Source organism: Lentzea sp. NPDC006480 (assembly GCF_040611995.1).
In the GTDB taxonomy this organism is placed as follows: domain Bacteria; phylum Actinomycetota; class Actinomycetes; order Mycobacteriales; family Pseudonocardiaceae; genus Lentzea.
This window is the reverse complement of sequence record NZ_JBEXPJ010000033.1, coordinates 19,595-39,113: the sequence shown is the minus strand read 5'-3', so window position 1 is coordinate 39,113 and position 19,519 is coordinate 19,595. Positions and strand designations below refer to the sequence as shown.

The following is a 19,519-nucleotide window of genomic DNA, read 5'->3' as shown; positions in this document are numbered from 1 at the left end:
CCGACAGCGTAGCGACCCAACGATCAGCTTTCGGTACTGACGACACGGGCGATTCGGCCAACGCGTACGGTTGTGCCCGGCCAGCAAGCGCGCAGAAGGGAACTGATCGTGACCCGCATCGTCATCATGGGCGGCGGACCCGCAGGTTACGAGGCAGCCCTGGTCGCGGCGCAGCACGGCGCCGACGTGACCGTGGTCGAGAACGACGGGGCCGGTGGCGCCTGCGTTCTGTACGACTGCGTGCCGTCCAAGACCTTCATCGCTTCGGCGGGCGCTCGCAGCGCCTTCCGCAACGCCGGTGAGCTGGGCATTCAGACCAACAACGACCAGGCAGCGGTCGACCTCCCGGTCGTGCACGGCCGGGTCAAGGGCCTCGCGCTCGCGCAGTCCGCGGACGTCCGGGCACGGCTGCAGCGCGAAGGCGTGCGGCTGATCAACGGGCGCGCGAAGTTCGCCGACGACTCGCGGGGGCTCGCCCAGCACCAGGTCGTCGCGATCGGCGCGGACGGCAAGGAAGAAATCCTCAACGCCGATGTGGTGCTCATCGCAACGGGCGCCACGCCGCGCGTGCTGGAAGGCGCCGAGCCGGACGGCAAGCGGATCCTCACCTGGCGGCAGATCTACGACCTGCCCGAGCTGCCCGAGCACCTCGCGGTCATCGGTTCCGGTGTGACGGGTGTCGAGTTCGCCTCCGCCTACACCGAGATGGGCGTGAAGGTGACGATGGTCTCCAGCCGGGACCGGGTGCTCCCCCACGAGGACGCCGACGCGGCCGCGGTGCTGGAGGACGTGTTCGCCGAGCGCGGCACGGCCGTCGTGAAGCACGCCCGCGCGGACCGGGTCGAGAACACCGGTGACGGTGTCCTGATCCACCTGGAAGACGGTCGCACGATCGAGGCGTCGCACGCCCTGATGACCGTCGGCTCGGTGCCGAACACGACCGACATCGGCCTGGAGAAGATCGGCATCGAGCTCGGCCGCGGCGGGTACATCCCCGTCGACCGGGTCAGCCGGACCAACATCAGCGGCGTCTACGCGGCCGGTGACTGCACCGGCATCCTGCTGCTCGCCTCCGTGGCCGCCATGCAGGGCCGCATCGCGATGTGGCACGCGCTGGGCGAGGGCGTCAGCCCGATCAAGCTCAAGACCGTCGCCGCGAACGTCTTCACCAACCCGGAGATCGCGAGCGTCGGCATCAGCCAGCAGGCGATCGACTCGGGTGAGGTGCCCGCGCGCACGATCATGCTGCCGCTGGCCACGAACCCGCGGGCCAAGATGGAGGGTCTGCGCCGGGGCTTCGTGAAGCTCTTCTGCCGCCCGGCTACCGGTGTCGTCATCGGCGGTGTGGTCGTCGCTCCGAACGCGAGCGAGCTGATCCTCCCGATCGCACTCGCCGTGCAGAACCAGCTGACCGTCGAGCACCTCGCCACGACGTTCTCGGTCTACCCCTCGCTGTCCGGCTCGATCACCGAGTCCGGCCGCCAGCTCATGCGGCACGACGATCTCGATTAGATAACGCAGAACTGCAGGGCAACCGTGCCCCGGACACGTGCGTGTCCGGGGCATGCGTTCGTTCTGGGGGCTCTTGATCGCGCTGGCGCTGCTGACCGGCTGCGCCTCGTCACCTGACGCCGTGCTGCCCACCGCGCCGGCGCCGGCCACGTCCACTCCGGCCTCCACACCGTCCGCAGTGGACAAGGGCATGCCGCCGTCCGAACCCACCGAGCTCCGCATACCCAAGATCGGCGCGAAGTCCTCACTCGTCCCGCTGGGGCTCAACCCCGACGAGACGGTCGAGGTGCCGCCGGTCGAGCAGCCGATGCAGGCCGGTTGGTACAAGCTCGCGCGCACACCCGGCGAGGCAGGTCCCGCGGTGGTGCTGGGCCACGTCGACGGTCTGAAGCAACCGGGAATCTTCTTCCGGCTCAAGGAACTCACCGAGGGCGACGAGGTCGAGGTGTCCAGAAAGGACGGCACCACGGCGAAGTTCCGGGTGCGCAAGACCGAGCAGATCGCCAAGAACAGCTTCCCCACCGAGGCCGTCTACGGCGAGACCGACGAACCCGAGCTGCGGCTGATCACCTGCGGGGGCAGCTTCGACCAGTCCGCCCACAGCTACCGGGACAACATCATCGTCTACGCAACACTGATCTGAGGGGGAGACATGAGAAGAGCAACCATCGCACTGCTGGCTGCCACGGGGATGGCGTTCGCGATCACGCCGACCGCCGGCGCGCAGACCGAGGGATTCACCCTGAACGCCACCGAGTACTACCCCGGCTACTCGGTCCACGTGACGGCGTCCGTCACGTCCGGTTGCCAGGGCAGCCAGGTGACGTCGCCGGGGTTCGCCGCACCGATCGACCTGCACACCGAGGCGGGCAACTTCCCGTCGCTCTACGGCGACGGCAAGGTGATCAAGACGCCCGGCACCTACACCGCACAGGCGACCTGCCGCGGCGAGGTGGTCACGCGGACGTTCACGATCAAGCCTCCGTATCCCCCGAAGTTCAGCTTCAACCTGGACAAGGCGGAGTACGACCCCGGTGCCGACATCAAGGTCAGCGCCATCTACCTCGCCGGTGAATGCACTCTGACCGTGACCTCACCCGGCTTCGCCGCTCCGGTCGCACTCCGCAAAGACCCCCACCACGGCCCGATGTTCTCGGGCACCGGCAAGGTCGTCACCACGCCCGGCAGCTACACCGCGCAGGTGGAGTGCGACGGCAGCGAGCCGATCACGCAGTCGTTCAAGGTCAAGGGATCACCAGCGACCCAGCCGACCCCCGACCCGGCTCCGAAGCCCAAGCCCGCGCCGATCGTCAAACCGAAGGGCGCTCCGCAGACCGGTGGCGGCGGCACTGCCTCCTCCCAGGGGAGGAACAGCAGATGAGAAAGGCGTTGGCGACCATCGCGGTCGCACTGACCGCCGCGGCGACGTTCACGCCGCTCGCGGCCGCGCAGCAGCAACCGACGCTGCAGCTGCCCGCGACCGTGAAAGCCCATGGGGGCCTCAGCGTGGAGACCGGTCCCTGCGAGACGTTCTCCACCGTGACCTCACCGGGGCTCAAGGAGCCGATCACGCTCTCACCGATCCCCGGCGAGCCGAACAAGCTGCGCGGTTTCGGCGAGGCCGTCAGGAAGACCGGCACCTACACCGCGATCGTCCAATGTGGAAACAAGACGCTCACCGCGCAGTTCACCGTGGAGCTGAAGATCGGCTGGTGGTTCGGTCCGCTGGAGGTCGAGCCCGGCGGCAAGATCTACGCGAATGGCGACATGACCAGCGGCTGCCGTGCGGTGAGTCCGCTCACCTCGCCCGGTTTCGCCGCGCCGCTGGAGCTCGCCAGCGCCGGCATGTGGGGCGGCTACCGCGGCGAGACCACGGTCACCACGATCCCCGGCACCTACGAGGTGGTCTGGCAGTGCAACGACGGCCCGGAACGCGACGTCAAGACGTTCCGGGTGCTCGGCGATCCGCCCGTCCCGCCCACGACGACCACCCAGCCGCCGCCCGGAAAGCCGCAGCCCAAGCCGCCGATCGTAAAGCCGAAGGGCGCGCCCCAGACCGGTGGGGGCGGCACCGCCTGATCACGGTTCGGCACCGTCTCGACTGGATGAGCAACGAACCCACCGGATGTGCGTCAATGGCTTCGTGGGGACTCGTGTCTTGATCGCGGTGCTGAGCGTGGCCTTGGCCACTGCCGCCTGTTCGCAGGCGCCGGCGCCGAAGCCATCGGCGGCGACGAGCGAAAGCGCGCCGCCGCCGGTGGTCTCACCACTGGGCAAATCCGACCCGATGGAGCTGCGGATCGAGCGCGTCGGCATGCGGTCGTCGCTGGTCGAGCTCGGCATCGACCAGCAGGGCGCGGTGCAGATGCCGCCCGTCAGCGAGGGCATGCAGGCGGGGTGGCGCCAGCTGCACCCGCAGCAGTGGATCATCGTCGGGCGGATCGAGAGCAACAAGGCCAGAGGCGTCTTCTACCGGCTCAACGACCTGACCCAGGGCGACACCATCGAAGTGTCCAAGAAGGACGGTTCGGTCGCCCGCTTCACGGTGGTGCGCACCGAGAGGATCATCCGCGACGACTTCTTCGCCGAAGCCGTCAGCAGGGACGCGGACGAGCAGGGGCTGCGGCTGATCACGTGCGGCACTCGCGACAACGTGATCGTGCACGCAGCCCCCGCCCAGTGACTCAGTCCTCGACCCAGTCGAACGTCTTCGTCACGGCCTTCTTCCAGTTCGCGTACTCGGAGGTGCGGCGGGCGTCGTCCATCTGCGGCTCCCACTGCTTGTCCATCGCCCAGTTCTCGCGGATGTCGTCCTCGGTCTTCCAGAACCCGACCGCGAGACCGGCCGCGTAGGCGGCACCGAGCGCGGTCGTCTCGGCGACGACCGGCCGGATCACCGGCACGCCGAGGATGTCCGCCTGGAACTGCATCAGCAGCTCGTTCACGACCATGCCGCCGTCGACCTTCAACGCCGTCAGGTCGACGCCCGAGTCGGCGTTCATCGCGTCGAGCACCTCACGCGTCTGGAACGCCGTCGCCTCCAGCACGGCCCGCGCGAGGTGGCCCTTGTTGACGAACCGGGTCAGGCCGACGATCGCGCCACGGGCGTCGGAACGCCAGTACGGCGCGAACAACCCGGAGAACGCGGGCACGAAGTACGCGCCGCCGTTGTCCTCCACCGACCGCGCGTGCTCCTCGATCTCGGCCGCGGTGCTGATCATGCCGAGGTTGTCGCGCAGCCACTGCACCAGCGAACCGGTGACCGCGATCGAACCCTCCAGCGCGTACACGGCAGCCGCGTCACCGATCTTGTAGCAGACGGTGGTGAGCAACCCGTTCTCGCTCATCACCTTCTCGGTGCCGGTGTTGAGCAGCATGAAGTTGCCGGTGCCGTAGGTGTTCTTGGCCTCGCCGGGCGAGAGGCACGCCTGGCCGAACGTCGCCGCCTGCTGGTCGCCGAGGATGCCCGCGATCGGCACGCCGGCCAGCGCACCCCGTTCACGCACCTGGCCGTAGACCTCGGACGACGACCGGATCTCCGGCAGCATCGACATCGGGATGCCCATGTCCTCGGCGATCGAGGAGTCCCACTGCAGCGTGTCGAGGTCCATCAGCATGGTGCGCGACGCGTTCGTCGGGTCGGTGACGTGCACACCGCCGTCGGTGCCGCCCGTCATGTTCCACAGCACCCACGTGTCCATGTTGCCGAACAACAGGTCGCCGGCCTCGGCCTTCTCCCGCGCACCTTCGACGTTGTCGAGGATCCACCGGATCTTGGGGCCGGAGAAGTAGGTCGCCAGCGGCAGGCCGACCTTGGCGCGGTACCGCTCCTGCCCGCCACCGAGGTTGCCGAGCTCCTGCACGATCTTGTCGGTGCGGGTGTCCTGCCAGACGATGGCGTTGTAGACGGGTTGGCCGGTGTTCTTGTCCCACACCACCGCGGTTTCGCGCTGGTTGGTGATGCCGACGGCGGCGATGTCCGAAGTGGACAGATCGGCCTTGGCGAGCGCGCCCGCGGCGACCTGGCGGGTGTTCTGCCAGACCTCCATCGGGTCGTGCTCGACCCAGCCCGCCTTCGGGAAGATCTGCTCGTGCTCCTTCTGGTCGACCGACACCACTCGACCCGAGTGGTCGAAGATCATGCAACGGGTCGACGTGGTGCCCTGGTCGATCGCGGCCACGTACTGGGTCATGCGGGATGTCCTTTCAGACCGGTAGAACCAGGTAGAGCAGCGCGGCGAGCGCGCCACCCACGAGCGGGCCGACCACCGGGACCCATGAGTAGCCCCAGTTGGCGTTGCCCTTGTTGCGAATCGGCATGAGGAACGCGTAGGCGATGCGCGGACCGAGGTCGCGCGCCGGGTTGATGGCGTAGCCGGTCGGGCCACCGAGCGAGGTACCGATCACCAGCACGACGAACGCGACACCCGCGTAACCGAGCGCCGAGTTGCCGAACTGCGGAGTCCCGTCGGTCGCCATCTTCACGCCGGGCGACAGCAGGATCCACGCGACGAGCACGAACGTGCCGATGACCTCGGACACGAGGTTCCACACCGCGTTCGGCACGGTCGGCCCGGTGGAGAAGATGCCGAGCGTGTTCTGCGGTTCGTCGTGCGTGTCGAACTGCAGCTTGTAGGTCGCCCAGCAGAGCATCGCGCCGATGATCGCGCCGACCATCTGACCGAGGATGTAGAAGGGGACGTCGCCCCACGGCGTCTTGTCCGCGATCGCGAGCCCCAGCGTCACGGCGGGGTTCAGGTGAGCGCCGCTCGGGTTGGCGATGCTGGCGCCGGTGAAGACCGCGAAGGCCCAGCCGACGTTGACGAACAGGAATCCGGTGCTGTTGCCGAGGGTGTTCTTGAGCACCTGGTTCGCGACGACACCGGTGCCCAGGAGGATGAGGACCGCGGTCCCCAGCACCTCCCACACGAAGATCGAGCCTGCACTCATCGTCGACCTCCACTCGTTTGCGGCCAGACAGGACGCGCAAACCCGAGGTCAGGGCCGCGCCGCCCGCCTGCAACGTGCTCGGACGCTATTACCGCACTGATCAGTTGTCTACGCCGAGTACCTGTTGTCAGGCCGTTTTCAGGCCGAAGGGTTCTGGCGTTCGCGCCCATGGGCGAAGGGGCGTTGCTGCAGGTAACGTGATCCGCGAGTCGTCACAGGGAGGCGTTGTCGTGGCCACGCGCAAGAACGCAGCTGCACCACCGCAAACCCATGCCGAACCTCCGATCACCGGCCGCCTCGGGCCGGCCGAGCGGGAGGACGCCTGGCAACGGCTGGGGACGGACACGTTCGACCTCGTGGTGATCGGCGGTGGTGTGGTCGGTGTCGGCGCCGCCCTGGATGCCGCGACGCGGGGCCTGCGGGTGGCTCTCGTCGAGGCCCGCGACCTGGCCTCCGGCACGTCGAGCCGGTCCTCCAAGCTCTTCCACGGCGGCCTGCGGTACCTGGAGCAGCTGGAGTTCGGCCTGGTTCGCGAGGCACTGCGCGAACGCGAGCTGATGCTCAACCGCATCGCGCCGCACCTGGTGAAGCCGGTCAGCTTCCTCTACCCGCTCTCGAACAGGATCTGGGAACGCCCGTACACGGCGGCAGGTCTGTTCCTCTACGACACGATGGGCGGCGCCCGGTCCGTGCCGGGGCAGAAACATCTCACCCGAGCGGGTGCGCTCCGACTGGTTCCGGCTTTGAAGCGCGATGCGTTGATCGGCGGAATCCGTTACTACGACGCACAAGCCGACGACGCACGGCACACGATGATGGTCGGCCGGACCGCCGCGCACTACGGCGCCGTCGTGCGGACGTCGACCCAGGTGATCGGGTTCCTGCGCGAGGCCGACCGGGTGTCCGGCGTGCGCGTGCGAGACGTGGAGGACGGTCGCGAGGTCGACGTCCGGGCGCACGCGGTGATCAACGCGACCGGCGTGTGGACGGACGAGCTGCAGCGGCTTTCGGGTTCGCGCGGGCGGTTCCGGGTGCGGGCGTCGAAGGGCGTGCACATCGTCGTGCCGCGGGACCGGATCGTGGCCGAGTCCGGGATGATCCTGCGCACCGAGAAGTCCGTGCTGTTCGTGATCCCGTGGCGCAACCACTGGATCATCGGCACCACGGACACGGACTGGAACCTCGACCTGGCGCACCCGGCGGCGACCAAGCACGACATCGACTACCTCCTCGAACACGTCAACTCGGTGCTCGCGACTCCGTTGACGCACGACGACATCGAGGGCGTCTACGCGGGCCTCAGGCCGTTGCTGGCCGGTGAGTCGGAAGCGACCTCGAAGCTCTCGCGCGAGCACGCGGTCGCTCGGGTCGCTCCTGGACTCGTCGCGATCGCCGGCGGCAAGTACACGACGTACCGGGTGATGGGCGCGGACGCCGTCGACGCGGCACACGTCGACCTGCCCGGCCGGATCCAGCCGTCCATCACGGACAAGGTGCCGCTGGTCGGCGCCGACGGCTACCACGCGCTGGTCAACCAGGCCGACCAGCTGGCGGCCAAGCACGGGCTGCACCCGTACCGCGTCCGGCATCTGCTGGACCGCTACGGCTCGTTGGTGCACGAGGTGCTGTCGCTGGCCGCGGACAACTCCGAGCTGCTGAAGCCGATCCCCGCGTCGCCGGACTACCTGCAGGTGGAGGCGGTGTACGCGGCGTCGCACGAGGGCGCGATGCACCTGGAGGACGTGCTCACCCGGCGCACGCGCATCTCCATCGAGTACGCGCACCGCGGCGTCGAGTCGGCGGAGGCGGTGGCTCGGCTGATCGCGCCGATCCTGGGCTGGGACGAGGACGCGATCAAGCGCGAGGTCGAGGTCTACAACGCGCGGGTCGAGGCCGAACGCCACTCCCAGACCAAGCCGGACGACCAGGCGGCCGACGCCGTTCGCGCCGCGGCACCGGAAGCCCGCGCGCAGTTGATCGAACCCGTGAGCTGAGTGTGACCAGCCCCGGGCATGCTGGACGGCATGACTGGGGTTGATCGCAGAACTTTCCTGATCGGCGCGGCCGTGGCCGGTGCCGTTTCGACCGGTACCGCCCACGCGGCTGCGCCGTTGTTCGAGCACGGTGTCGCCTCCGGTGACCCGTTGCCCGACGGCGTGCTGTTGTGGACTCGTGTGGTGACGTCGTCACCGGTGGCGTGGGAGGTCGCGGCCGACGCGGAGTTCCAGCGCGTGGTCAAGCGCGGCGTGACGCGTGCCGCCGCGGCTCGTGACCACACGGTCAAGATCGAGGTGCACCACCTGCGCCCGAACACCCGTTACTGGTACCGGTTCCGCGTCGGCGACGTCGTGTCGCCCGTCGGCCGTACCAAGACGTCCGGCTGCGGCTCCGAACTGCGGCTCGGTGTCGTGTCGTGCGCGAACTGGTCGGTCGGCCACTTCGCGGGTTACGGCTTCCTGGCACAGCAGGAACTCGACGCCGTGATCCACCTCGGCGACTACATCTACGAGGGCTACTCGACCGAACTGCGGGTGCCCGATCCGGCGCACAAGTGCGTGACGCTCGACGACTACCGCCGCCGCCACGCGCAGTACAAAACCGACCAGCACGTCCAGGCCGTGCACGCGGCCCACCCGATGATCGCGACCTGGGACGATCATGAATCGGCCGACAACTCGTCGAGCATCGGCTCGCCGTCGCACGACCCAGCGACCGACGGTCCGTGGGGCGCGCGCCTGGCCGCCGCGACGCAGGCCTACTTCGAGTGGATGCCGGTCCGCGAGGGCAAGCTCGACCGGATCTTCCGCTTCGGTGAGCTGGCCACGCTGAGCATGCTCGACCTGCGCTCGTACCGCACCGACACGACGATCCTCGGTGCCGCCCAGCGCGACTGGCTGATCAACACCCTCACCACGGACCCCGCCCGCTGGCAGCTCGTGGGCAACTCGGTGATGATCAGCCCGTTCAAGATCCCGCCGTTGCCCGGCCAGCCGCCGTCGAACCCGGACCAGTGGGACGGCTTCCCCGCCGACCGCGAGCTGGTGCTGCGGTCGCTGGGCGCACGGAAGAACACCGTCTTCCTGACCGGTGACATCCACAGCTCGTGGGCGTGCGACGTGCCGCTCAACGGCGAGTCGGTCGCCACCGAGTACATCGTCACGTCGCTGACGTCGGACAACTTCGACGAGCTGCTGAAGGTGCCGCCGCGCACCGGCTCGCTGGTGCTGGAGGCGCAGATCATGGCGCTGAACCCGCACGCCAAGTTCGTCGAGCTGGACTCGCACGGGGTGTCGACGTTGCACGTCACCGCGGACGAGGTGCGCATGGACTGGCACTACGTGGCGGACAAGCGTGACCCGAACAGCGCGGTGGCGCGTGCGCACTCGTTCCGCACGCGCCACAACACAGCTCACACCGAGCGGGTCCTCTTCTAGGCCAGGGCGGCCAGGGCCGTGTGGACCATCACACGGACACCGACGAGCAGCGCGCGCTCATCCAGGTCGAACGTCGGCTGGTGCAGGTCGCGCTGCTTCTCCTGGCCGTTCCACACGCCGAGGCGCGCGAACGAGCCCGGCACGTGCTCCAGGTACCAGCCGAAGTCCTCGCCGCCGGAGGACTGCTCGGTGCCGGCCAGGGCGTCGTCGCCCAGGGCGGCCTCGATGCCGGCGCGCAGGATCTGGGTGGACTCCCGCTCGTTCACCACCGGGGGCACGCCGCGGCGGTGGTGCAGGTCGAAGCCGACGCCGGTCGGGGCCAGCAGCCCGGTGACCAGGTCCTTGACCAGCGGTTCGAGCTCGGCCCAGATGTCGCGGTCGCCGGTGCGCAGCGTGCCGCGCAGCAGACCGTCCTGCGGGACGGCGTTGGGCGCCTCACCCGCGTGGACGGCGCCCCACACCAGGACGGTGCCGGAACGCGGGTCGACGCGGCGGGACAGCATCGTCGGCAGGCCGGTGATGACCGTGCCGAGGGCGTGCACCAGGTCCGCGGTGAGGTGCGGGCGCGAGGTGTGGCCGCCGGGCGAGTTCAGCCGCAGCTCCAGCAGGTCCGACGCCGACGTGATGGCGCCGATGCGGGTGCCGATGCGGCCGACCTGCAGGCGCGGGTCGCAGTGCAGGCCGAAGATCCGCTCCACGCCGTCGAGACCGCCCGCGGCCAGCACGTCCAGCGCGCCACCCGGCATGACCTCCTCGGCCGGCTGGAACACCAGACGGACGCGGCCGGGCAGCTCGGTGGCCGACGCGAGCGCCAGGGCCGTGCCGAGCAGCACCGTCGTGTGGGCGTCGTGACCGCACGCGTGCGACACACCGTCCACAGTGGACGCGAACGGCAGGCCGGTGTTCTCCGGCAGCGGCAGGGCGTCCATGTCCGCGCGGAGTGCCACGCAGCGGGGGCCGTTGCCGATGTCGCAGATCAGGCCGGTGCCGCCGGGGAGGATGCGCGGCTTGAGGCCGACCTCGCGCAGCAGCTTCGCCACCAGCTCGGTGGTGTTGTACTCGCGCCGGGACAGCTCGGGGTTGGCGTGGATGTGCCGGCGCCAGGCGACGATGTCGGAGGCGTGCGCCTTCAACCAGTCGTCGAGCCACGCGGGACCGCGGCCTTCTCCGAGATCATCCACAGGAGACATGCTCACCCCGGTGGGGTCCACGAGCATCTCGGTGGACGTCTTCACAGTTGAGGAGCCCGAGGGACGGGAGTCCAGAACCGTCATGCCGCACCTCCGCGGGCCAGCAGCCGTGCGCGCTGCTGGGAATCGGTGGCTGTCGCGATCGTCGTCCAGGCCATGGCGAGTGCTCCTTCGAGCACCCCACGGTCCGCCGACGCCGAGGCACAGGCGGTCGCGAACTCTTGTTGGTGGTTCACCGCGTCTCCGCAGTCGATGGCGATGGTCGGGTGGATGGCGGGCAACACTCTGGTGACGTTGCCCATGTCGGTGCTCCCGATCTTCTCTCGCTGTTCCTGCTCGGGCGAGAGCGGACGTCGTCCCAGCTCAGTGGCCGCGCGCCGGTAGGCGTCCGCGAGCCACGGGTCGGGAGTCAGCTCGGCGTAGATCGGTGAGACCTGCTCGACCTCATGGGTGCAGCCGGTCGCGAGCGCGCCGGCTGAGAAGCAGTCCCGAATTCGGTTCTCCAGGCGCTGCAACGATTCCAGGTTTTCCGCCCTCACATCGAACATCGCCGATGCGCGGGCGGGTATTACGTTCGGCACGGTGCCGCCGTTGGTGACGATGCCGCTCACCATCTGGCCGGGCTCGAGGTGCTGCCGCAGCAGGCTGATCGAGATCTGCGCGACGGTCACCGCGTCCGCGGCGTTGATGCCCAGGTGCGGGGCGGCGGCCGCGTGTGACGGCTTGCCCTTGTAGTGCACCTGGAGATCGGTGATGGCCAACGACTTCGCGGCACACGACTCGTACGGCGCGGGGTGCACCATCATCGAGAACGAGACGTCGTCGAACACGCCCCGCTCGAGCATGAGCACCTTGCCGCCGCCGACCTCTTCCGCTGGAGTTCCGATCACCCTCACGGTGATACCCAGCCGGTCGGCGATGTCACGCAGCGCGAGCGCCGCGCCGACGGAAGCAGCCGCGATGACGTTGTGCCCGCACGCGTGCCCGACCTCGGGCAGTGCGTCGTATTCGGCACAAAGTCCCAGCACCAGCTCGCCGTCGCCGTAGGTCGCGACGAAGGCGGTGTCGAGGTCCGCCACACCGCGATCGATCTTGAAACCCTCGCGGGCCAGCAGGGAGGTGATCTTCTCGACGCTGCGGTGCTCCTCGAAGGCCAGCTCAGGCTCGGCGTGGATCGAGTGCGACAGGTCCAGCAGCGCGTCGGAGTACCGCTCGACGGTCGAGCGTGTGCTGATCTTCAAGTCGGTACTCATTTGCTCACCATCCTGCATCACCGCCTGTGCGGCGCACGGCGCTGATGATGATCAACCGGACGGCCGGTCGCAGCGCTGCGCCGAGCGGCGAGCGAGTTTCGGTCTGACCGATCAACGATGACGCAAATGGTCGAGAAGCACGCTTAATTTTGACTATTACGTTCCATCATGTGGGACGCGACTTCTCACCCCGAACGGCCGGCGGTCAGCCCTTCTTGGCCGCCCGCTCCTTGCGCCATGCCGCCCACCGGCGCTTGTTGCGGTAGTAGACGAGCGCGAACAGGACCAGCGCGATGGCGCCGATCCACAGCTTGCGCTTGGTCTCCTGGCGGATTTCAGGCGACGGTTCCTGCGGCGCGTTGACAGCCGGACCCGGATTCACTGTCGTCTGCTGGGCAGCCGCCACAGGCGCGTTCGGCGCCTCTTGCGCGGACGCCACACCGGCGATCCCGACGACGCTCATCAGCGCGAACACGCAGGCCAGCAGCAACCTCGACATGGCCTGAACTCTACCTCGAATACCACGATCGAAGGTCACCCAAACTAGTTACACGCCTACCGTCCGCCGCCCCCGTTTTGGCACGCGGGGCGCTTTCGTTTGCTCCTGGGGTACGCGGGGTCCCCGCGTGAAAAATCAGTCAGCCTTGTGGGTGAAGGCGGCCAGGAGTTGCTCGGCGGCGAGGGTGGCGGTGAGTTCGCCGGAGCGGACCCGTGCTTCGAGAGCGGGGGCCAGTTTGCGGACCTCGGGGTGCTCTCGCAGCGAGCGCCACAGTTCGTCGTGGACCATCATCCAGGTCCACTCGACCTGCTGACGCCGCCGGCGTTCGTCCAGCTCACCGGCGTCCCTCAAGGTGGACTGGTGTTCCAGCACGCGGGACCACAGCTCGTCGAGCCCGGTGCCGGTGAGTCCGGAACACGTCAGCACCGGCGGGTGCCACAACGCGTCGGGAGGCCGCAGCAGTTTGAGCGCTCCGGCCAGTTCCCTCGCTGCTTTGCGGGCATCCAGTTCGTGCTCGCCGTCGGCCTTGTTGACCGCGATGACGTCCGCGAGCTCCAGGATGCCCTTCTTGATGCCCTGCAGCTGATCGCCGGTGCGGGCGAGCGTCAGGAACAGCGAGCAGTCCGTCATGTTCGCGACGGCCACCTCGGACTGCCCCACGCCGACCGTCTCGACCAGCACGACGTCGAAGCCCGCGGCCTCGACCAGCACGATCGTCTCGCGGGTGGCCTGCGCGACGCCGCCGAGCGTGCCGGACGTCGGCGAGGGCCGGATGAACGCCTGCTCGTTGACCGACAGCCGGTTCATCCGCGTCTTGTCGCCCAGAATGCTGCCGCCGGTGCGGGTGGACGAAGGGTCGACGGCGAGCACCGCGACCCGGTGGCCCTGCTCGGTGAGCATGGTGCCGAGCGCGTCGATGAACGTCGACTTGCCGACGCCGGGGACACCGGTGATGCCGACGCGAATCGCGTTGCCGGACTTGGGCAACAGCTCGACCAGCAGCTCCTGCGCCTTCGCGCGGTGGTCCGCGCGCTTGGACTCCACGAGCGTGATCGCTCTCGCGAGCACACCGCGCTTGCCGTCGAGGACACCCTTGGCGAGCTCGTCGACGTCGATCACCCTAGCCATGATGGCCGAGCTGGTCCGCGAGCTTCACCAGCAGGTCCTTGGCCGCGTCCGCGATCACCGTGCCGGGCGGGAAGATCGCCGCCGCGCCCGCCGCGTACAGCTCGTCGAAGTCCTGCGGCGGGATCACGCCACCGACGACGATCATGATGTCCGCGCGGTCGAGCTTGGCGAGTTCTTCCTTCAGCGCCGGGACGAGCGTGAGGTGGCCCGCCGCGAGCGACGAGACGCCGACGATGTGCACGTCGGCCTCGACGGCTTGGCGCGCAACCTCTTCCGGCGTCTGGAACAGCGGGCCGACGTCGACGTCGAAGCCGAGGTCCGCGAACGCCGTCGCGATCACCTTCTGGCCGCGGTCGTGGCCGTCCTGCCCCATCTTGGCGACCAGGATGCGCGGCCGGCGGCCCTCTTCCTCCGCGAACGCCTCGACGACCTCGCGGCAGGCGTCCACGTTGGACACTTGGCCGACCTCCTGGCGGTAGACACCCGTGATGGTGCGGATCTGGGCGGAGTGCCTGCCCCACACCTTGCCCAGCGACTCGGAGATCTCCCCCACCGTCGCCTTGGCCCGTGCGGCGTTGATCGCCAGCTCCAGCAGGTTGCCGTGGCCGGTCGCGGCGTTCGTGAGCGCTTCGAGCGCACTGTCCACAGCGGACTGGTCGCGTTCTTCCCTGAGGCGGCGGAGCTTTTCGAGCTGCTGGGCGCGCACCCCGGCGTTGTCGACCTTGAGAACGTCGATCTGCTCGTCGTTGCTCACCAGGTACTTGTTGACGCCGATGACGGGCTGCCGGCCGGAGTCGATGCGGGCTTGTGTGCGGGCGGCTGCTTCTTCGATGCGCAGCTTGGGGATGCCCTCGTCGATCGCACGGGCCATGCCGCCCGCCTTCTCGACCTCGGTGATGTGGTCCCAGGCCTTCCGAGCGAGCTCGTTCGTCAGCCGTTCGACGTACGCGCTGCCGCCCCACGGGTCGATGACGCGCGTGGTGCCGGACTCCTGCTGCAGGAGGAGCTGCGTGTTGCGGGCGATGCGCGCGGAGAAGTCGGTGGGCAGAGCGAGCGCCTCGTCGAGTGCGTTGGTGTGCAACGACTGCGTGTGGCCCTGTGTCGCCGCCATCGCCTCGACGCACGTGCGCGCGACGTTGTTGAACACGTCCTGCGCGGTCAGGGACCAGCCACTGGTTTGGCAGTGGGTCCTCAGAGACAGGGACTTGGGAGACTTGGGCTCGAAGTTGTTCACGAGTTTCGCCCAGAGCAGCCTGGCGGCCCGCATCTTGGCGATCTCCATGAAGTAGTTCATGCCGACGGCCCAGAAGAAGCTGAGCCGCGGCGCGAACTTGTCCACGTCCAGCCCGGCTTCCTGGCCCGCGCGGATGTACTCGACGCCGTCCGCCAGCGTGTAGGCGAGCTCCAGGTCGGCCGTCGCCCCGGCCTCCTGCATGTGGTAGCCGGAGATCGAGATGGAGTTGAACTTCGGCATGTGGCTGCTCGTGAAGCTGAAGATGTCGGAGATGATCCGCATCGACTGCTTCGGCGGGTAGATGTAGGTGTTGCGGACCATGAACTCCTTGAGGATGTCGTTCTGGATGGTCCCCATGAGCTGCTCCGGCTTCACCCCCTGCTCCTCGGCCGCCACCACGAACAGCGCCAGGATCGGCAGCACCGCGCCGTTCATCGTCATCGACACGGACATCTTGTCCAGCGGGATGCCGTCGAACAGCGTGCGCATGTCGTAGATCGAGTCGATCGCGACGCCGGCCATGCCGACGTCACCGGCGACGCGCGGGTGGTCCGAGTCGTAGCCGCGGTGCGTCGCCAGGTCGAACGCGACGCTCAGGCCCTTCTGGCCGGCCGCGAGGTTGCGGCGGTAGAAGGCGTTCGACTCCTCGGCTGTCGAGAAGCCCGCGTACTGCCTGACGGTCCACGGCTGGTTGACGTACATCGTCGGGTACGGCCCGCGCAGGAACGGCGCGACGCCGGGGTAGGTCTGCAGGAAGTCGAGGCCGTCGACGTCTTCCGGGCCGTAGACGGGCTTGACCGCGATGCCTTCCGGCGTCTCCCAGGCGGGCAGGTCGGTCTCGTACTTGGCCGACGGGAGGGGGCCGAGGTCGATGTCCGCGAAGTTGGGGATCATCGCTCCACTCCCAGGAAGTCGTAGGTGTCGTTCAGGATTTCCAGCGCCGGGCAGCCCGTGTAGACGAAGCCGTCCACGTCCGCGTCACTCCTCTTGCCCGCGAGGAGTACCCGCTCGGCACCGGCTTCGCGCAGGGCTGCTGTTGTCTCGGCGGCCTGGTCGGCATAGCTGGTGTCGGAGCCGCAGAGGACCGCGACTCGCGCTCCTGAAGCCTTGAACTTCGCCGCCACGTCTTCCGGGGTCTTGGTCGGGCCCGCGGTCGGGGTCGCGAAGCCGCCGGCGTTGAAGAGGTTGGCGGCGAAGGTGGCGCGGGCGGTGTGCGCGGCGACCGGGCCGAGCGTCGCCAGGAAGACCTGCGGACGTTCCGGCTGGGCGTCGGCCAGGTCGCGCAGCTCCTCGAAGGCCTGGGCGTACCGAACTCTCGGCAACTCGCCTTCCGGCATCACGAACGGTTCGCGGACGACCGGCTTCTCGGTGAGGTTCGGGAACTCGCTGACACCCGTGATCGGGTCGCTGCGGTCCGCGAGCCGGGCCGAGCGCGCGGCCCACGTCTCGGCGATTCGCGAGGCGACCAGCTGGCCAGCGGAAGGCAGGCCGCCAGCGCGTTCGATCTCCTGGAACCAAGCCCAGGCCGCGATGGCCAGCTCGTCCGTCAGCTTCTCGACGTACCAGGAGCCGGCCGCCGGGTCGATCACCTCGCCGAGGTGCGACTCCTCCAACAGCAGGTTCTGCGTGTTGCGCGCGATCCGCCGGGCGAACTCGTCCGGCAGCCCGATCGCCGCGTCGAACGGCTGCACCGTCACCGCGTCGGCACCGCCAAGACCGGCGGCCAGCGTCGCCACCGTGGTGCGCAGCATGTTCACCCACGGGTCGCGGCGGGTCATCATCGCGGAAGAGGTCACCGCGTGCTGCACCTGCGGCACGTCCACACCGGACACCTCGGCCACCCGCGCCCACAACCGCCGCGCGGCACGGAGCTTCGCGATGGTCATGAACTGGTCGGCGGTCGCGGCGTAGCGGAACTCCAGCTGTGCGAAGGCCTGCTCGACGCTCAGTCCGGCGTCCGTGAGAGCACGCAGGTACGACACGGCGAGGGCCAACGACGCGCCGAGCTCCTCGGAGTCCGAGCCGCCCGCGTCGTGGAACGGCAGCGCGTCGACCACGACGGTGCGCAGCTGGGGGAACTGCTCGTTCGCCTGCTTGATCACGTCGAGAGCGTCACCGAACGGGGTGAGGGCCAGGTTGCCGCGCACCTCGGAGGCGAGCACCGGCGCCTGGTCGTAGATCCGCAGCAACGCCCGCGCGGCCTCGACGTCGCCGTCCAGCACGATCGGGGCGAGGTCGAGGTAGACGCCGTCGAGCAGCTTTTCCAGCGACGAGGCCGGCACCGCGAGCCACAGCGACGTGACGCCGCCCTCCAGGTCGTTCATCAGAGCGACCGGATCGGGCACGGCGTGGCGCTGGCGGACGTCCCAGCCCTGCTTGACGGGCGCCAGCGCGTACGGAGGCAGCGCGTCGTCGAGGGTGTAGAGCGGCTGGAGCTCGAACCCGTCGTACGTCTTCGTGACCAGCGAGTCGAAGCTCGCGCCGGTCTTGCTGAGGACGGCGTCGACCATCGCGCGCCACTGTTCCCGCGACGCCGCGGGGAACTCGTTCGGGCGGAATTCGGCGGGCAAGGCCAACTCCATCATGCGTTGCAGTGTTACCGACCGGTACCGACACGGCTATGTGAGGTTCACCGCCGTTAACGATGCAGTCAGTGTGTCAGGAACAATGGTCCAGTGGAGAACGGTGACCAGGAGCGCTTGATCGCGGCTAGGTACCGGCTGCTGCACCTGCTGGGTCAAGGGTCGATGGGCACGGTCTGGGCTGCCCACGACGAGGTGCTGCGCAGGCAGGTCGCCGTCAAGGGCATCCTGCGGCCGCCGGGGATGCCCGACGTCGCGGCCGCTGAGCTGCGCGAACGGACCATGCGCGAGGCGCGGGCCGTCGCCGCGCTCTCCCACCCGAACCTCGTGACGCTCTACGACGTCGTGCAGCACGACGGCGACCCGTACGTGGTGATGGAACTGGTGCCGTCACGCAGTCTGGTCGAGGTGCTGCAGGAGCAGGGCTGCCTCACCGAGAAGCAGGGCGCGGCGGTGCTGGACGCGGTCGCGGCGGCGCTGGCGTCGGCGCACCGGGCAGGCATCACGCACCGGGACGTGAAGCCCGGCAACGTGCTGATCGCGGACGACGGCCGGGTGAAGCTGACGGACTTCGGCATCGCGCGCAACGTCGCCGAGGCCACCATGACCGCGCGCGGCATCACGCTCGGCACGCCCGCGTACATCGCGCCGGAGGTCGCGCAGGGCGGGGACGTCTCGGCAGCCGCGGACAGGTGGTCGCTCGGCGCCACGATGTGGGCCGCGATGGCCGGCGAGCCGCCGTACGTGGGCAAGAACGTCATGCAGACGATCAACGCGGTGATCAACGGCGACGTGCCGGTGCCCGCGGGTGCCGGGCGGCTCTCACAGGTCATCAGCGGGCTGATGCGGAAGGACCCGGCGGAGCGGCTGTCGCTGGTCGACGTGCGCAGGCAGGTCTACCCGCTGCTGCCGGAGCCGGGCACGGACGCGTTCGAGGTGCGTGAGGCCGTGCAGCCGCCGATCGTCGTGCGGCCCAAGCCGAGGATCGAGCCGGACGCGCCGCTGGCCGACGACCCCGGCCCGTTGCCGTTCATGATCACCAAGCCGATCCCGCCCCAACGGCGGCGCGGGCGGGTCGCGACGACGTTCATCCTGGTCGCGGCGCTGTTGTTGTTCGTGGCGGGCTCGGGTGGCGGGTTCGCGCTGACGCGGCTGGCGGCCGGGGCGGCGCTGCTGCCGCCGACCGGGCAGACGATGCAGGTGCTGCCGACCCTGCCCACGTCCGCGACGCTGCAGCCGCGCACCGAGCTGGCCCTCACGGCGATCGGCGACCAGGGCGCGAAGTTCCGGCTGAGCGTCGATCCCAGCTGGTCGACCTACGCAGAACAGCGCGCGGCCGACAAGCTGATGCCGGCGTCCGCGGTGGTGCACTTCGTGTCCGGCACCGGTGCGTACCAGGCCACCGTGCAGCGGTTCCCCGAGTTCTACCCGAAGCGCAAGATCAGCACGTACACGGCCAGCGTGCAGGCGCAGTGGCCGGGCCGGTTCTTCGGTGGCGAGCAGGTGCGCACGCCGAACCTCGCCGGACATCAGGACGAGGACAGCGTCCAGTTCGTCTACCGGACGGTGGAGGGTGACGATCCCGAGGCGCTGAGGCGGTCGCACTTCTCCCGCGTGCTGCCGTTCGGCAACGACCTGTGGGTGGTCGAAGTGGTGGTGCCCACAGAGCAGGAGGCACAGGCGCGCGCCCAGCTCTTCGACGCGATCGCCTCGACGTTCGCCCCGGTTTAAGCTCTC

The 19,519-nt window shown here is 68.9% G+C and carries 16 protein-coding genes; 8 read left to right on the top strand and 8 right to left on the bottom strand.

Going from position 1 to position 19,519, the window contains the following annotated elements; all coding sequences use genetic code 11:
• Positions 1-108 precede the first annotated feature (108 nt).
• The 5 genes from ABZX92_RS15905 to ABZX92_RS15885 all read left to right on the top strand — a co-directional run bounded on the left by ABZX92_RS15905 (position 109) and on the right by ABZX92_RS15885 (position 4,195).
• On the top strand, positions 109-1,512 hold the full coding sequence (locus ABZX92_RS15905; RefSeq protein ID WP_355559086.1) for an NAD(P)H-quinone dehydrogenase: 1,404 nt from the start codon (positions 109-111) through the stop codon (positions 1,510-1,512).
• A 52-nt stretch (positions 1,513-1,564) separates the two neighbouring features.
• Entirely contained in the window at positions 1,565-2,155 is a 591-nt protein-coding gene (locus ABZX92_RS15900) for a class F sortase (protein WP_355559083.1), read from the top strand.
• Between the two features lie 9 nt (positions 2,156-2,164).
• Positions 2,165-2,893 (top strand): hypothetical protein, encoded by a 729-nt coding sequence (locus tag ABZX92_RS15895; protein WP_355559080.1) that lies wholly within the window; start codon positions 2,165-2,167, stop codon positions 2,891-2,893.
• Positions 2,890-3,591 carry a hypothetical protein gene (locus tag ABZX92_RS15890; protein ID WP_355559077.1) on the top strand — a complete coding sequence of 234 codons (702 nt, stop codon included), beginning with the start codon at positions 2,890-2,892 and terminating at the stop codon, positions 3,589-3,591. Before ABZX92_RS15895 ends, ABZX92_RS15890 begins: the two co-directional genes overlap by 4 nt.
• Before the next feature lie 64 nt (positions 3,592-3,655).
• On the top strand, positions 3,656-4,195 hold the full coding sequence (locus ABZX92_RS15885; RefSeq protein WP_355559074.1) for a sortase: 540 nt from the start codon (positions 3,656-3,658) through the stop codon (positions 4,193-4,195).
• A gap of 1 nt (position 4,196) precedes the next feature.
• Here the strand turns inward: ABZX92_RS15885 and glpK are convergent, their stop codons facing one another.
• Together glpK and ABZX92_RS15875 are read right to left on the bottom strand one after the other, a co-directional pair.
• Positions 4,197-5,705 carry a glycerol kinase GlpK gene (glpK, locus tag ABZX92_RS15880; protein WP_355559071.1) on the bottom strand — a complete coding sequence of 503 codons (1,509 nt, stop codon included), beginning with the start codon at positions 5,703-5,705 and terminating at the stop codon, positions 4,197-4,199.
• A 13-nt stretch (positions 5,706-5,718) separates the two neighbouring features.
• Entirely contained in the window at positions 5,719-6,462 is a 744-nt protein-coding gene (locus ABZX92_RS15875; RefSeq protein WP_355559069.1) for an MIP/aquaporin family protein, read from the bottom strand.
• Positions 6,463-6,746: 284 nt separating this feature from the next.
• Here ABZX92_RS15875 and ABZX92_RS15870 point away from each other — a divergent pair, with 284 nt between their 5' ends.
• Entirely contained in the window at positions 6,747-8,456 is a 1,710-nt protein-coding gene (locus ABZX92_RS15870; protein ID WP_355559170.1) for a glycerol-3-phosphate dehydrogenase/oxidase, read from the top strand.
• Between the two features lie 30 nt (positions 8,457-8,486).
• Positions 8,487-9,896, top strand: a complete 1,410-nt coding sequence (locus ABZX92_RS15865) for an alkaline phosphatase D family protein (RefSeq protein WP_355559066.1) — start codon at positions 8,487-8,489, stop codon at positions 9,894-9,896.
• Here the strand turns inward: ABZX92_RS15865 and ABZX92_RS15860 are convergent.
• The 6 genes from ABZX92_RS15860 to ABZX92_RS15835 all read right to left on the bottom strand — a co-directional run bounded on the left by ABZX92_RS15860 (position 9,893) and on the right by ABZX92_RS15835 (position 17,785).
• Positions 9,893-11,170, bottom strand: a complete 1,278-nt coding sequence (locus ABZX92_RS15860; RefSeq protein WP_355559063.1) for a M20 family metallopeptidase — start codon at positions 11,168-11,170, stop codon at positions 9,893-9,895. The genes ABZX92_RS15865 and ABZX92_RS15860 overlap by 4 nt on opposite strands.
• On the bottom strand, positions 11,167-12,339 hold the full coding sequence (locus tag ABZX92_RS15855; protein ID WP_355559060.1) for a M20 family metallopeptidase: 1,173 nt from the start codon (positions 12,337-12,339) through the stop codon (positions 11,167-11,169). Before ABZX92_RS15855 ends, ABZX92_RS15860 begins: the two co-directional genes overlap by 4 nt.
• Before the next feature lie 205 nt (positions 12,340-12,544).
• A complete protein-coding gene (locus tag ABZX92_RS15850) occupies positions 12,545-12,838 on the bottom strand; it encodes a hypothetical protein (protein ID WP_355559057.1) in 294 nt (97 codons plus the stop codon).
• A 135-nt stretch (positions 12,839-12,973) separates the two neighbouring features.
• Positions 12,974-13,966: a methylmalonyl Co-A mutase-associated GTPase MeaB gene (gene meaB, locus ABZX92_RS15845; protein ID WP_355559055.1), complete on the bottom strand. Its 993-nt coding sequence runs from the start codon at positions 13,964-13,966 to the stop codon at positions 12,974-12,976.
• Positions 13,959-16,094: a methylmalonyl-CoA mutase gene (scpA, locus tag ABZX92_RS15840; RefSeq protein ID WP_355559052.1), complete on the bottom strand. Its 2,136-nt coding sequence runs from the start codon at positions 16,092-16,094 to the stop codon at positions 13,959-13,961. The genes meaB and scpA overlap by 8 nt, the downstream gene beginning before the upstream one ends.
• On the bottom strand, positions 16,091-17,785 hold the full coding sequence (locus ABZX92_RS15835) for a methylmalonyl-CoA mutase family protein (protein WP_355559049.1): 1,695 nt from the start codon (positions 17,783-17,785) through the stop codon (positions 16,091-16,093). The genes scpA and ABZX92_RS15835 overlap by 4 nt, the downstream gene beginning before the upstream one ends.
• A 90-nt stretch (positions 17,786-17,875) precedes the next feature.
• Between ABZX92_RS15835 and ABZX92_RS15830 the strand changes: the two genes are divergently transcribed.
• A complete protein-coding gene (locus tag ABZX92_RS15830) occupies positions 17,876-19,513 on the top strand; it encodes a serine/threonine-protein kinase (RefSeq protein ID WP_355559046.1) in 1,638 nt (545 codons plus the stop codon).
• The last annotated feature ends 6 nt before the right edge of the window (positions 19,514-19,519 follow it).

Bases quoted from the DNA above. Each gene is read 5' to 3' on its own strand.
- ABZX92_RS15855 (WP_355559060.1), bottom strand. From the start codon at position 12,339: ATGAGTACCGACTTGAAGATCAGCACACGCTCGACCGTCGAGCGGTAC.
- ABZX92_RS15895 (WP_355559080.1), top strand. From the start codon at position 2,165: ATGAGAAGAGCAACCATCGCACTGCTGGCTGCCACGGGGATGGCGTTC.
- glpK (WP_355559071.1), bottom strand. From the start codon at position 5,705: ATGACCCAGTACGTGGCCGCGATCGACCAGGGCACCACGTCGACCCGT.
- meaB (WP_355559055.1), bottom strand. From the start codon at position 13,966: ATGGCTAGGGTGATCGACGTCGACGAGCTCGCCAAGGGTGTCCTCGAC.
- ABZX92_RS15900 (WP_355559083.1), top strand. From the start codon at position 1,565: ATGCGTTCGTTCTGGGGGCTCTTGATCGCGCTGGCGCTGCTGACCGGC.
- ABZX92_RS15890 (WP_355559077.1), top strand. From the start codon at position 2,890: ATGAGAAAGGCGTTGGCGACCATCGCGGTCGCACTGACCGCCGCGGCG.
- ABZX92_RS15860 (WP_355559063.1), bottom strand. From the start codon at position 11,170: ATGACGGTTCTGGACTCCCGTCCCTCGGGCTCCTCAACTGTGAAGACG.
- ABZX92_RS15865 (WP_355559066.1), top strand. From the start codon at position 8,487: ATGACTGGGGTTGATCGCAGAACTTTCCTGATCGGCGCGGCCGTGGCC.
- ABZX92_RS15835 (WP_355559049.1), bottom strand. From the start codon at position 17,785: ATGATGGAGTTGGCCTTGCCCGCCGAATTCCGCCCGAACGAGTTCCCC.
- ABZX92_RS15875 (WP_355559069.1), bottom strand. From the start codon at position 6,462: ATGAGTGCAGGCTCGATCTTCGTGTGGGAGGTGCTGGGGACCGCGGTC.
- ABZX92_RS15850 (WP_355559057.1), bottom strand. From the start codon at position 12,838: ATGTCGAGGTTGCTGCTGGCCTGCGTGTTCGCGCTGATGAGCGTCGTC.
- scpA (WP_355559052.1), bottom strand. From the start codon at position 16,094: ATGATCCCCAACTTCGCGGACATCGACCTCGGCCCCCTCCCGTCGGCC.